Here is a 13662-nt window from a genome sequence, read left to right as displayed (position 1 = left end):
CAGCACTGCCAAACTTTAAACACCCTAAACTTACCCTGCTATATCAAAAATGCAAGTAAATAATTTAGGCCTTAGCATTAAGATCATATTCAAAAGTTTTGAATTCTCTCTCTCAGCATTGGCAAATGACGTCGACTCACAGCCAATTTTTCACCTAGTTCACGACATCTGACTTGATATTGACCAGAGGCAACCAATTCCAAACCATCTAAATAATCCAAAGCAATTAAAGCATTTCGATGTATTCGAATGAACTTATTCGCAAATTCTTGCTCTAAATCCTTTAGCGTTTCATCAATCAATACACTGCCATTTTTATGTCTCACCGTGACATATTTTTGATCGGCTAAGAAATAATAAATATTTTCAATTGGAATGAGCTCCAATCCTCGGTAGGTTTTTGCAGCAATCTGCTGTCTTTGCGCTTTTTCTTCCATATGTTCTTTTTGTTCTAGCTGAGACAATTGGGCCTGCGTTAGTTTGGTCACATTCTCTAACACTTGTTCTAGTTCTATTTTTGAAATGGGTTTAAGCAAATATCCTTTTGCTTGAGACTGAATTGCAGTTAAAGCGTGCTCATCGTAAGCCGTACAAAATACCACTGCGGGCATCGGATGGATTTGATTTAAATGCTGTGCACAAGTCAGACCATCCATTTCAGGCATCTGAATATCAAGTAACACGACATCAGGTTCATACTGTTGGACATAATCAATTGCTTGCTGACCATGATGCGCCGTTGCAACCACATGATGCCCCAATTGAGTCACCAGTCGTGATAATCGTTCGACGGCGAGTGGTTCATCATCACAAATTAGGATGTCCATTGCTCCTCCTTGGCTTGAGTTAACGCTGTTTATTTTAATATGTTAACTTGAATTTTCTACTTATATCGGTATTGGACAAAGGTTGTGAAAATTCCATTTCCTGCGTGGCTTCGAAATTGCACCTGATATCCAAAGTGCGCTTTCAATCTCTGCTTTACATTATCTAAAGCAATACCATTGCTCTCCCTCATTGCCATTTTATCTGCAATAAACGGGTTAGTAATGACTATAGTGACTTGATTTTGCAATATTTCAACCAGTATCCCAATTTTGCCATTAATCAACTTTTTCTCAACGCCATGAAAGATACTGTTTTCAATCAAGGGTTGTAAAGTCAAGATCGGGATCAAAACCTCTTGAATTCGTTCAGGTTGTTGGATGTTCCACTCTACTTCTAAACGACCACCCAAACGTATTTTCTCAATCGACAAATAGTGCTTACACAGCTCAATTTCTTCTTTTAAAGAAACCAGTTTCATCTCTTTAAAACTGGCTCTAAACAAGCGAGACAAATCGATTAACATTTGTTCCGCTTTATCAGGATCACTTCCAATCAAGCTCACTACACTATTTAAACTATTAAATAAAAAATGTGGATGGATCCTTGCTTGCAACGCTTGAACCTTCGCACTGAGCTCACTATTTTGCTGTTTTAACCATTCATCACGGACATAGATATATCGCAAACAAAAGGCACCTAATAACACCCCATAACTACTGTGTAGTACCAATTGTTCTATTAATATTCGGTATGGAAAATTTTGTAAGGAAAAATTTCGACCATAGTAGATTACGATATTTAATACCGTACTACTGAGCAAAATAATCCCTTGTAATAACACAAAACCGATCAGAATCGCTTGCAACGGAGAAATTGATCTCAATTGCTTTTGTAAAAAATCAGCCGTTGCAACAAAAGCCAAGATCACCCAATTGATATAAAGAATATAAGAAATAACATGTGTCCATTGCAGATTTTGCCAAGACTGTGCTTCAGCCAAAGAAAGCAATAAGGACAAAACGATGCTGGCAATAACAAGCTCAACGAGATATTGTCTTTCCCCAATTGATTTAAAGAAATTTAAATGCATATCATCCTTTTTGTCATTTACTTCATCATCTAACCAATTATCGTTGTTCAAGGCTTCGGCAAGTGAAGTTGAATTTGCTATACTCTGATTCAAATTACTGCTTTAAAGTTTGTTGAGCTCTCATGACCACTTCTTCTCATTCCTCAAATCCGTCACAAACTCAAACTTCGGGTATGTGGGGCGGTCGTTTTTCTGAAGCGACTGATGCTTTTGTTGCTGAATTTACAGCATCTGTTCAATTTGACCAACGCTTTTATAAACAAGATATTGCAGGTTCCATTGCACATGCAACTATGCTTGCAAAAGTCGGCGTACTGACCAATCAAGAACGTGACGACATTATCGAAGGCTTAACTGCAATTAAAGCAGATATTGAAGCTGGTCATTTTGAATGGCGCATTGATTTAGAAGATGTGCATATGAACATTGAGTCGCGTCTAACTCAACGCATTGGTATCACAGGTAAAAAACTACATACAGGTCGTAGCCGTAACGACCAAGTGGCAACTGATATCCGTTTGTATGTCCGTGACGAGATTGATGCAATTTTGCAGTTATTACAAAAATTACAAAAAGGTATTTTAAGTCTTGCGGCTCAAAACACCGATACCATTATGCCTGGTTTTACTCATTTACAAACCGCACAGCCTGTGACCTTTGGTCATCATTTAATGGCTTGGTTTGAAATGCTGGTTCGTGACTCTGAGCGTTTGATCGACTGCCGTAAGCGTACCAATCGTATGCCATTAGGTTCCGCTGCGCTTGCTGGTACAACCTACCCAATCGACCGCGCATATACGGCTGAACTTTTAGGTTTTGAAGCTATTGCTGAAAATTCACTCGATGCTGTATCTGATCGTGATTTTGGTATTGAGTTCAATGCAGCAGCATCTTTAATCATGATGCATTTATCTCGTATGTCAGAAGAACTGATTCTTTGGACATCTGCACAATTTAAGTTTGTAAACATTCCAGATCGCTTCTGCACAGGTTCTTCAATCATGCCGCAGAAGAAAAACCCAGATGTTCCTGAGTTGGTACGTGGTAAAACAGGTCGTGTTTATGGCGACTTAATGAGCTTATTAACACTCATGAAAGGTCAGCCATTGGCGTATAACAAAGACAATCAGGAAGACAAAGAACCTTTGTTTGATGCAATTGATACCGTTCGTGGTTGTCTAATGGCTTTTGCTGACATGATCCCTGCACTCGTTCCTAACATTGAAGTAATGCGTGAAGCAGCACTACGTGGTTTCTCTACGGCAACCGACCTTGCAGATTACTTGGTTAAGAATGGCGTTGCCTTCCGTGATGCACACGAAATTGTCGGTAAAGCAGTTGCTCTCGGTGTTCAAGAATCTAAAGATTTGTCTGAATTAACACTTGAGCAACTACAACAATTCTCTGATTTAATTCAAGCGGATGTATTTGAAAAAGCATTAACACTTGAAGCATCTGTGAATGCACGTAACCATATTGGTGGTACTGCACCGACTCAAGTGGCTGCTGCTATCGAACGCGCTCATACACGCTTAGAAGCCCTTTACGCTTAAGGAACTTAAAGATGACTCGACAAGTATTTTGCCGTAAGTATCAAACCGAAATGGATGCCTTAGATTTTGCTCCGTTCCCAGGTGCAAAAGGTCAGGAATATTTTGATACGGTATCTAAACAAGCGTGGGGTGAGTGGCTTAAACATCAAACGACGCTGATTAATGAGAAACGTTTAAACGTGTTTGAACCTGATGCTAAAAAATTTCTTGAAGAACAACGTGAGAAGTTTTTCAGTAATGATGAAAGTCTCGAAAAAGCTGAAGGCCTAAAGCCTGAGTAAAAAAGAAGGCATTGCTTTATTTTTTACGCAGGACAAACACCCAAGGTTTACGTAGGCTTCGACCAAAAAGAATCACCGTAACAGGTGATTCTTTTGTATGTACAGCTCTAAAATTAGGCAAGATAAGCTAAGCGCGTAGTTTCAGCATCGAAAAGGCTTTAAAAGACCCTTTCTGAATACTTCAAATAAAGCCCATTTATTTTAATAGAGCATATTGAGTTAGGGATAGAAAAAAGAGCTTAAAAATTGTTCATAGCATTAAACGCATTCGACCTCAGATTAATTTAAGATTGACTTATTAGCAGCAAAATAATTCAGTGAGCTGAATTAGTGATTAAGATCATTATTGTCAATGTCAAAATATGACATTGTTTGAATATTATTAAATCTAAACAAAGAGTTAACTTTACATTAAAGCGAATTATCTTTACATAGTGACACAATAAGCAAGCTGACGATTACACTAAAACACGTTATATTAATTTCATCACAAAAGATTGAGTTAATGTAAAATTTAACACAGTTGATAATATTCTACTGATCCCTTAATAAAGATTCAGTTTTCCTTCCTAGATTTCCCCCAAAATCTAGGAATTTTTTTGCCTTCAAATTGACTATTCGTTTGACATATATACCAATACCCACTCTAACCAGCATTTAGTCCATTCGATAAAGAGCAAGGCATAAAAAAGCCTCAATAACATTGAGGCTTTTGAGATTCTATCGGATCAATGTCCGCCTTGAACCTTTTCTTCAATCTCTTCAACGCTGGTATGGCGTACATCAAAACCTTTCGCCATATAGATCACTTGCTCGGAGATATTGCGAGCATGATCCCCAATACGCTCAAGTGAACGTAGAACCCACATGACATTTAATACACGAGAAATATGACGCGGATCTTCGATCATATACGTCATCAGCGTCCGTGTAGCCGATTGATATTCACGGTCAATATCGGCATCTGCCAACAAGACTTTTAATGCTTGTTCTGCATCTACACGTGCAAAAGCATCGAGTGCATCATGAATCATCACGCGAACCTGATTTCCAATATGGCGAGTTTCCATATAACCACGAGGCGACTCACCTTCTTCACATAAATTCTGAGCAATACGTGCAATTTTTGCAGCTTCGTCACCGATACGCTCTAAATCCGTATTCGCCTTTGACATCGCGATCACCATGCGTAAATCACTTGCAGCAGGATGACGGCGTACTAAAATCAACGTTAAACCTTCATCAATTTCACGCTCATATTGATTAACGGCATTGTCTTGAAATTGAACATCGATTGCTAAATTCACATTGGTATCGAGCAACGCGTGAATTGCATTTGCAACTTGTTGTTCTACCAAGCCCCCCATGGTCATAAATTTGGTATGCACATCCTGTAAATCTTCATTAAATTGAGAAGAAATATGATGGCTAAGAATAGGGTTACTTGGGCTCAAGATGCTTTACTCCATACGATGTACTTCTGTTTATAACAATTCATTCTGACAAAGTGAGTAAATACTACAACTCTGCTATTTTAAAGCCGTATTAAACACCCAAATTATGAACAATTGATGACAAAGACCAATACAACTTTGATACTGATCCATTTACGATCAGATCAAATCTTAACTTCGATCTCTGATGCTCAAATTGGCTTACAAAAATGAGAGGAAATCCTAAATCTGATTATTTATAAGTCAGCCAGGCATTCATTTGACGAATTTCATCTTCATTCAACTGTCCGACGGATGCCTTTAATTTCAGAACATTCATGACATAATCATATTGCGCATTCACAAATTCTTGTTTTGTTGAAAATGCATTGCGTTGAGCCAAAAGCACATCTACCATATTTTTCAAGCCTTCATCATATTGCGCTTTTGATGCTTTGGAGACTAAGGCAGATGACTCCATTGCAGCCTTGCGGGCTTGTAACGTTGCCTGATCGGTTTCAACTTGCAAATACGATTTTTTAACATCGGTATTGGCTTTACGAACTGCGGCATCTAACTGCGCATCTGATTTTTGAACGATTCTTTTAGATTTTTCAATATTGGTTTTGGTTCGACCACCTGTGAACACATTCCAATTCATTTCCACGCCCACTTGGTCAAACTGTCCATCACTTGAAATCATGGTTTTAGGGCTTTGTGCATTATAACCATAGGTCGCAACAGCATCGATTTGCGGATAAATCGCAGCCTGTTCAACACGGCGTTGATCATTGGCATATTGCAACTGCAACCGAGCTTGTTGAATTTCTAAATTTTGATTTTGCGCTAAATTGACCCATTCATTTAATACATTTGGCACAGGCTTTTGGTATTGAAAATCATCACGCAATACTGCCAATTTTTCTTGATATGGACCAATCAATTGTGCCAACTGTTCTTGCGCTAATATGAGTTGCACACCCGTTGCAATACGGTTGGCACGGGCATTTTGATATTGGGCATTGGCTTCACTCACATCACTTTTTGCAACCAAGCCTTCGCGCAATTTAGCATTCATCGTATTGAGTTGTTCTAAGAGCGCTTTTTCTTCTTGAGCATTGGTCGCAGTTAGGCTTTGTTGACGAAGTACATTAAAATAAGCATCCGCAACATTGAGCAAATGTTGCTGACGTTGAAGTTTTAAATTAACTTCACTGAGTTGCACTGAAGTCTTCACCTGCTTATAGCCTTGCCATGCATCAACCCGAAAAATCGGCTGCCTTGCTGTAATCGCAGCCTGCTTGGTCGTTGAGGTGCTACTCATTAAATTCGATCCAGCAAAAACGCCACTACTACTCGACTCATTCAAGTCTTGATGCTTACGGGTCACATTTCCAGAAACGGTCACCGTCGGCAGTAAATACCCTCTTGCAACTCCAACATCCAGTTGATCTGCTTGATATTGATATAAATTGGCTTGCCAGTTTGGGTCGGCAGTTTTAGCGCGTTCATACGCTTCTACCAAATCCAAAGCTGAACAAAGCGGACTAAGTAAAAATAAGCTAGTGAGGACTAAGGTTCTTTTCATCATTTTTGTACATAGCCTTAAGCACTTGAATAAAATAATCTTTGCGTTTCATCAAACATTGATATTAATGCCAACATGATCTTTTTACGTATCATTTTTATTACATTTTTTCAGTCTGATGACTTTTCAACAATCAGTGACATAAATACCACTAGACTAATGCAAAATCTGCTTACCGATTAACCATTTATTGCGAATCCGATACAATTTATAGCTTTGAAGCACGCTACCATCAGCAACAATATTGCACAACTCACTGCTTTTCAATTCATCCCCGATGGTCAAATGAATTTAAATTTTAAATACAGCTCATCTTATCCACTTCTATTCATGTTTATAGCTTGTGTCATGCTGGGTGCATGTAATAAACCCATCTTACCTGAAGAAGTCAAAACTGAAATTAAGCAACAACAAAAGAACAGTGTGTTCATACCCGATGTCGATGCAATCTGTAGCAATTTAAAAAAAGAAATGGCTGCAATGTCAGCACAGCGAACCACATTTGCCTTAGAAGAAATCAACCGTGATATTCGTCTGTGTTTACCGCTGATTAGCGCTGAAGAGCAAAAGCGTTTGATGAAGATGGCGGATCAAATGTATGCAAACTTTTTGACCGTTGACCGGACACCTGAGCAACAACGTGCCTTTGACCAATATGCTTTTGACCAATCGCCCTTTCCAACGATTCACCAAAGTCATATAGAACAACTTCATCCACGTGATCAATATCTGCTTCGCCATAAGGGTCAGGCTTATATTGAGCTTAGCGATCTTGGTGCTGGAAAAACAGCTTATACGCGAAATTCACAATATCTTGCCAAAGTGTTCGCACCTTATTTCCCAGAAGCTCAAAAAGCATTCATGGTTGAACTGGGTCAACAAAATCAAACTTCAACGTTTAATAAAAATACCTTAATGATTTCACCACAAGAGACATTACAGCGAGCATTATTTTGGGAATCCTACCTAAAAAAATATCCTCAAAGCCCCTTAAAGAGAGATGCGGAATATTTACTGAATGCATATAGTCATTTTTTCTTTATCGGGTTACCTGACTCTCCTGTATCAATCAACTTTGAAGGGGTGATTGATATTCAGCCTTCCACTTTAAGTGAAATTGAGCAACTGGCTACACATCAAAACAGTATATTGGCCGAACAAGCTCATCGCTTTCTTAAGTTTATTGAATTAGACAGTGAGCAACGTACAAAAACAACGTCCTCTCAAGTAGGAGATATAACACCACAAGCTCAACTGAGACACTACCTAAACTTAAAACCCATTGATTTAACGCAAGCTCAAACACGTAACTGTTTTACTGATGCGATTTGCCGTTCCTATTAATCTGATGTTTTCTTTTCCCTCATCTCTATTCTTTTAAATCAAAAAAAAGCCCATTCAATCGATCAGGCAATTTCAATAATTTTTTTGAAGATATGCTAGTATCTTCACATCGCTTGACGGAGCGCGAGTAATCCCTCGCTGAGATCATCTAATGAAGATGAGTACCGTTGAACCTGATCAGGTTAAGACCTGCGTAGGAATCAAGCCATCTAAAAACTAACGCACCCATTTGATCTATTTCAGTGGAAATAGCTTTATTGATAGCAATAAAATTGTAAATAAAGCAAAGAAATAGAGTAAATCGCCACCGTTTTTGGTCGTGCTTGATTCGTTGATGTCATTCATAAGGATCATTGCAATGAACCAATTAACGAATCTCACCTCTTCTGATCTCTCTGCCCAACATGAGCAAGATGCTAAAGACCTGACTCGAATTTTACCCGCATCTCGTAAAGTGTATATCCAAGGCTCACAACCAGATATTCAAGTCCCTGTACGTGAAATTTCACTCTCTGACACCCCGACAGGGTTAGGTGGTGCAACAAATATTCCCATTATGGTTTATGACACATCTGGTGTGTATACCGATCCAAATATTGTCATTGACCTCAATAAAGGTTTGCCGAACGTTCGTGAAAATTGGATTGAACAACGCAACGATACCGAAATTTTAGACACACTGAGTTCCAAATTTGGGCAAGAGCGTTTACGAGACATTCGAACAGCAGATATTCGTTTCAAACATATTCAAAAACCACGTAAAGCGAAACGTGGAAAAAATGTCACTCAAATGCATTATGCCAAGCAAGGCATCATCACCCCTGAGATGGAATACATCGCAATTCGAGAAAATCAGCGACAACTCGATGGTGTAGATACACGTCAGCATGGTGGGGAAAATTTTGGTGCAAAGAATTTAAGACAAATTACGCCTGAGTTTGTCCGTAAAGAGATCGCGGAAGGACGTGCCATCATTCCTGCCAATATTAACCATCCTGAAATTGAACCGATGATTATTGGGCGTAATTTTTTAGTGAAAATTAATGCCAATATCGGAAATTCAGCACTTGGTTCAAGTATTGATGAAGAAGTTTCAAAAATGACCTGGGCAACCCGCTGGGGTGCGGACACGATTATGGATCTGTCTACAGGCAAGAATATCCATGAAACTCGTGAGTGGATTATCCGTAACTCTCCGGTTCCGATTGGTACTGTTCCGATCTATCAAGCTTTGGAAAAAGTGGATGGTGTGGCCGAAGACCTCACATGGGAAATTTTCAGAGATACGCTCATTGAACAAGCCGAACAAGGCGTGGACTATTTCACCATTCATGCAGGCGTACTTTTAAGATATGTTCCTTTAACTGCAAATCGCCTCACAGGTATTGTGTCCCGTGGTGGTTCGATCATGGCACAGTGGTGCCTCGCGCATCATCAGGAAAATTTTCTCTACACGCATTTCGACGACATTTGTGAAATTATGAAGACCTATGACGTCTCTTTCAGCCTAGGAGATGGTTTACGTCCGGGCTGTATTCAAGATGCCAATGATGAAGCTCAATTTTCGGAGCTCAGAACTTTAGGTGAACTGACACATCGGGCATGGAAACATGATGTTCAAGTGATGATTGAAGGTCCTGGTCACGTACCGATGCATATGATCAAGGAAAATATGGATCTCCAACTCGAAGTTTGTAAGGAAGCGCCTTTCTATACCCTTGGACCTTTAACCACTGATATTGCACCAGGCTATGATCACATCACCTCTGCCATCGGTGCAGCGATGATTGGGTGGTACGGCACAGCGATGCTCTGCTATGTCACACCAAAGGAGCATCTTGGCTTGCCCAATAAAAAAGATGTGAAAGATGGCATCATTACCTACAAAATTGCAGCGCATGCAGCCGATCTAGCCAAAGGTCATCCAGGTGCTCAAGTGCGTGATAATGCCCTTTCTAAAGCACGTTTTGAGTTCCGTTGGGAAGATCAGTTTAACCTCAGTTTAGATCCAGATACTGCCCGATCCATGCACGATGAAACCATGCCAAAGGATGCGCATAAGTCAGCGCATTTTTGTTCAATGTGCGGACCAAAGTTCTGCTCAATGAAAATTACTCAAAATGTGAGATCTTATGCGCTTCATCAAAAAGATGCGATGAGTTGCGAGCAAAGCGATCAGTAAATAGAAATAGGTTTGGAAACCATGAAAATGGAATTTCAAAAACAAGGGGAAAAATTGTATCAACAGCAATAAATTCATAAATTTTTATTTGTCTTTCTAAAATCTTCGGTTAGGATGAAAAGAATAATTTCATCCTAACTTTTGACGAATGAAAATCCTTCAACAAGCAACATATAACAATAAAGATTTTGAAATTCATTCTCGTGAATATCTCTATAAAGGATTTATTCAGATTGAGAAAGTCAGCATTCGCCATCAACTTTTTAATCAAACGGCCTATACCGCACTCATTCATCGTGAATTGATTCATCGTAAAGAAGCTGCCGGTGTACTGATTTATAATGACCAGCAACAACGCTTTGCTTTAATTGAACAATTTCGTATTGGTGCCATAGATGATGAGGTATCACCTTGGCAGTTAGAAATCATTGCAGGCGTTTTAGATGGAGATGAATCACCTGAAACCTGTATTCGCCGTGAAAGCTTAGAAGAATCAGGGTGTGAAATTGATCAGCTAGAACATTTATTTAGCTTTTACCCTTCAGCCGGTGCATGTGATGAAATTTTCCATTTATATGTTGCTCAAGCTGAATTACCTGAACAAGGGGGCATCTTTGGAATGCCCGATGAAGGTGAAAATATTCAACTTCATCTTCTCAACTATGCACATTTGGATGAACTCCTCAAATCACGCCAGCTTAGAAATGCCCCTGTGATTATGGCTTTGCAATGGTTGAAACAACACCTTGTATTAAACTCAAATTCATAGCGTGATATGCGATGACAGTATTAAAAAAACAACAAAGCACTGAAAAAATCATTATTCAAATCACTGATACGCATTTGATGGATCAGGTCAGCTCCACTTTTGTTAAAATGAATCCTGAGCAAAGTTTCCATGCCGTGATTGAAGACATTTTAAAAAATTATTCAGATATTGATGCCATTGTTCACACAGGTGATTTAGCCCAAGTGGCTGAACCTGAAACCTATGCTCGTTATCAGCAGTATATGCAAAGCTTGAATATCCCTTTTTATCAAATTCCTGGGAATCATGACAATGCCATTCATTTTCCATTTTTAACGCCTGAGCCCATGCCTGGAGTACTGTCTTTTGCCAATTGGCGTGTTATTTTGCTAAATAGCGCTGTTACGGGTAAAGTTGACGGTTGGATTCAAGCTGAACAGCTTCAACATTTACGTGAAATATTAGAACAAACCCAACACAATAATGTGATCATCGCTTGTCACCATCATCCGCTCGAGATGCAATCACATTGGATTGATCAACACAAACTAAAGAACAGCGATGAATTGAAAAATGTTTTGGCAGAGTATCAGCAAATTCGTGCCGTGATTTGTGGTCATGTGCATCAAGATTCGCTGAATATCTGGAATCAAATCCACTTTCTATCGACACCATCCACGTCTGTTCAATTTAAACCTAAAAGTTATGATTTTGCTTTAGATAGTGCTGCACCAGGTTACAGATGCTTACTTTTAAAAGACAATAGTACCTTTGAGACGCAAGTTCATCGCTTAACTCACTTTACACAGCATATTAATCAAGATATTTCAGGATATTAGCTTTTCTTTTGATTGAATATCGATTAGTTTATTCGACCAAATGGATTTGTATAAAGATAAAACCCGATATACATCACTTTCATCTTTAGTAAAAAATCTATATGATGACGCCCCCGATGGCTCCAATCTATCGGGAGCGATAAAAATATTTGGATATCACCATATTTTTTACGTACACATATATACGTATATGATGAGGAATGCCCTTTATGGCGAATGAAAACCAAAATCAAGTCTTGGATGATGCAAACACTGTAGTGGAAGAGAAAGCTAAACGTGTGCGTAAAACCAAGCCAAAGGCTTCTGAAGGCGGTACAACAGCAAGTCTATTTGGCATCGAGCCTTATCAGCCGAAAAAAAATGAAGAATACATGTCCGAAGGACAGCTTGAACATTTCCGCAAAATTTTATTGGCGTGGAAAGAAGAGCTTATGTCCGAAGTCGACCGTACTCTAAACACCATGCAAGATGAAAATACTGCACTTCCAGACGTAAATGACCGAGCAACTCAAGAAGAAGAGTTTGCGATTGAATTACGTACTCGTGATCGTGAGCGTAAATTGATTCGTAAAATCGAGCAGTCTATTGAAACGATCAAAAATGATGATTACGGTTTCTGTGAAACGTGTGGTATCGAAATTGGTCTGCGCCGTTTAGAAGCACGTCCAACTGCAACATTATGTATTGACTGCAAAACTTTGGCTGAAATCAAAGAGAAGCAAAACAACGGTTAATATGTATTCGAATAATCCCCTCCTCACTTCTCCTTTGCACAAGGAGGAGACAGATCAGGTGGTGGCTTATCGGGGTCGGTTTGCGCCTTCGCCAACCGGCCCTTTGCATTTTGGCTCATTGATCACTGCGGTTGCTAGCTATTGCGAAGCCAAATCTCAACACGGGCAGTGGCTGGTTCGTATTGAAGATACCGATATGCCGCGTATCTATCCTGGCAGTGAAGAACATATCCTCAAATGCTTAGATGCATTCGAACTGCATTCAGACAGCGAAATTATCTTCCAAAAAGATCGCCTCGAACTCTACCACGCAATACTCGAACAACTCCATCAACAAGCTTGGGTGTATGCATGCCAATGCACACGTAAGATGCTGGGTTCAAATCATATCTATCAAGGCACTTGTCAGGGTTTAAATTTAGCCTTTGAAGATCAAGCCATTCGACTCAAAGTGAATGACGAGCTGATCTGTTTTGATGATCTATTGCAAGGCACACATTGTTCGAACTTAAAACAAGATTTGGGTGATTTTGTCCTAAAACGCCGTGATGGCATTATTAACTATCAACTGGCAGTCGTGGTGGATGATTACTTGCAAGGGATCAATCATGTCGTTCGTGGTTCAGATCTTTTGGACAATACGGAAAGGCAAATCTGGTTAGGACGGGTATTGGGTTACCCTGAGATCACTTATATGCATTTACCCTTAGCGATGAACGATCGTGGTGACAAGCTTTCTAAACAAAACCATGCCCAAGCACTCAATATTCAACATGCACCCGAATTACTGTTAAAAGCGCTCAACGCATTAGGTCAAAAAGCTGTCGACTTAGATCGACCACGAAATATGCTTATACAAGCTGTTCAACAATGGGATCGTAATCGTATACCCAAAGGCACAACGATTCATGGGATTTTTGAATAAGATTCAAACTCGATATAACACAATTAAAATTAAGACTTTATAAAATCATGCTTGACTCATAAAAGTGATTCAAATGATCTTTAATCACAAGATATGAACAGTTTTTATCTGCTTTTG

Annotated in this window: 11 protein-coding genes, 1 pseudogene and 1 riboswitch; of the genes and pseudogenes, 8 read left to right on the top strand and 4 right to left on the bottom strand. The window is 39.3% G+C overall.

Translation table 11 applies throughout. The features are described 5' to 3' along the window. Positions 1-89: 89 nt before the first annotated feature. Together AC5YD2_RS08885 and AC5YD2_RS08880 are read right to left on the bottom strand one after the other, a co-directional pair. Entirely contained in the window at positions 90-827 is a 738-nt protein-coding gene (locus AC5YD2_RS08885; protein ID WP_496125987.1) for a LytR/AlgR family response regulator transcription factor, read from the bottom strand. Positions 828-883: 56 nt separating this feature from the next. Beyond that, complete coding sequence (locus AC5YD2_RS08880) at positions 884-1894, bottom strand: sensor histidine kinase (protein WP_496126001.1); 1011 nt, start codon at positions 1892-1894, stop codon at positions 884-886. Between the two features lie 146 nt (positions 1895-2040). Here AC5YD2_RS08880 and argH point away from each other — a divergent pair, with 146 nt between their 5' ends. Together argH and AC5YD2_RS08870 are read left to right on the top strand one after the other, a co-directional pair. Beyond that, positions 2041-3471: an argininosuccinate lyase gene (gene argH, locus AC5YD2_RS08875; RefSeq protein WP_496125986.1), complete on the top strand. Its 1431-nt coding sequence runs from the start codon at positions 2041-2043 to the stop codon at positions 3469-3471. 11 nt (positions 3472-3482) lie between these two features. Beyond that, the gene (locus tag AC5YD2_RS08870; RefSeq protein WP_496125985.1) at positions 3483-3752 is read left to right on the top strand and encodes an oxidative damage protection protein; all 270 of its coding nucleotides are present in this window, start codon (positions 3483-3485) and stop codon (positions 3750-3752) included. A gap of 728 nt (positions 3753-4480) precedes the next feature. On the opposite strand, the gene phoU is transcribed toward AC5YD2_RS08870, so the two are convergent. Next, the gene (gene phoU, locus AC5YD2_RS08865) at positions 4481-5206 is read right to left on the bottom strand and encodes a phosphate signaling complex protein PhoU (protein ID WP_496125984.1); all 726 of its coding nucleotides are present in this window, start codon (positions 5204-5206) and stop codon (positions 4481-4483) included. Between the two features lie 232 nt (positions 5207-5438). After that, positions 5439-6773: a multidrug efflux outer membrane protein AbuO gene (gene abuO, locus AC5YD2_RS08860; RefSeq protein WP_496126000.1), complete on the bottom strand. Its 1335-nt coding sequence runs from the start codon at positions 6771-6773 to the stop codon at positions 5439-5441. Between the two features lie 285 nt (positions 6774-7058). Between abuO and AC5YD2_RS08855 the strand changes: the two genes are divergently transcribed. The 6 genes and pseudogenes from AC5YD2_RS08855 (at position 7059) to gluQRS (ending at position 13545) form a co-directional block, all read left to right on the top strand. After that, complete coding sequence (locus tag AC5YD2_RS08855; protein ID WP_496125983.1) at positions 7059-8117, top strand: hypothetical protein; 1059 nt, start codon at positions 7059-7061, stop codon at positions 8115-8117. 107 nt (positions 8118-8224) lie between these two features. Beyond that, a riboswitch (TPP riboswitch) is annotated at positions 8225-8334 on the top strand. Between the two features lie 141 nt (positions 8335-8475). Continuing rightward, positions 8476-10371: pseudogene (gene thiC, locus AC5YD2_RS08850) on the top strand (phosphomethylpyrimidine synthase ThiC). A gap of 76 nt (positions 10372-10447) precedes the next feature. After that, positions 10448-11068, top strand: a complete 621-nt coding sequence (locus tag AC5YD2_RS08845; RefSeq protein WP_496125982.1) for an NUDIX domain-containing protein — start codon at positions 10448-10450, stop codon at positions 11066-11068. 11 nt (positions 11069-11079) lie between these two features. Then, positions 11080-11886 (top strand): 3',5'-cyclic-AMP phosphodiesterase, encoded by an 807-nt coding sequence (cpdA, locus tag AC5YD2_RS08840; protein ID WP_496125981.1) that lies wholly within the window; start codon positions 11080-11082, stop codon positions 11884-11886. Between the two features lie 209 nt (positions 11887-12095). Further along, positions 12096-12620, top strand: a complete 525-nt coding sequence (gene dksA / locus AC5YD2_RS08835) for an RNA polymerase-binding protein DksA (protein WP_496125980.1) — start codon at positions 12096-12098, stop codon at positions 12618-12620. A gap of 1 nt (position 12621) precedes the next feature. Continuing rightward, the gene (gene gluQRS, locus AC5YD2_RS08830) at positions 12622-13545 is read left to right on the top strand and encodes a tRNA glutamyl-Q(34) synthetase GluQRS (protein ID WP_496125979.1); all 924 of its coding nucleotides are present in this window, start codon (positions 12622-12624) and stop codon (positions 13543-13545) included. Positions 13546-13662: the final 117 nt, after the last annotated feature.

It is taken from the genome of Acinetobacter sp. CY73 (assembly GCF_059515865.1).
The sequence above is the reverse complement of the archived record's forward strand: the minus strand, read 5'-3'. Positions and strand labels throughout refer to the sequence as shown.

Excerpts from the sequence above, each read along its gene's own strand:
- AC5YD2_RS08855 (WP_496125983.1), top strand. The coding sequence starts at position 7,059 with ATGAATTTAAATTTTAAATACAGCTCATCTTATCCACTTCTATTCATG.
- AC5YD2_RS08845 (WP_496125982.1), top strand. The coding sequence starts at position 10,448 with ATGAAAATCCTTCAACAAGCAACATATAACAATAAAGATTTTGAAATT.
- gluQRS (WP_496125979.1), top strand. The coding sequence starts at position 12,622 with ATGTATTCGAATAATCCCCTCCTCACTTCTCCTTTGCACAAGGAGGAG.
- abuO (WP_496126000.1), bottom strand. The coding sequence starts at position 6,773 with ATGAAAAGAACCTTAGTCCTCACTAGCTTATTTTTACTTAGTCCGCTT.
- AC5YD2_RS08885 (WP_496125987.1), bottom strand. The coding sequence starts at position 827 with ATGGACATCCTAATTTGTGATGATGAACCACTCGCCGTCGAACGATTA.
- cpdA (WP_496125981.1), top strand. The coding sequence starts at position 11,080 with ATGACAGTATTAAAAAAACAACAAAGCACTGAAAAAATCATTATTCAA.
- dksA (WP_496125980.1), top strand. The coding sequence starts at position 12,096 with ATGGCGAATGAAAACCAAAATCAAGTCTTGGATGATGCAAACACTGTA.
- AC5YD2_RS08870 (WP_496125985.1), top strand. The coding sequence starts at position 3,483 with ATGACTCGACAAGTATTTTGCCGTAAGTATCAAACCGAAATGGATGCC.
- argH (WP_496125986.1), top strand. The coding sequence starts at position 2,041 with ATGACCACTTCTTCTCATTCCTCAAATCCGTCACAAACTCAAACTTCG.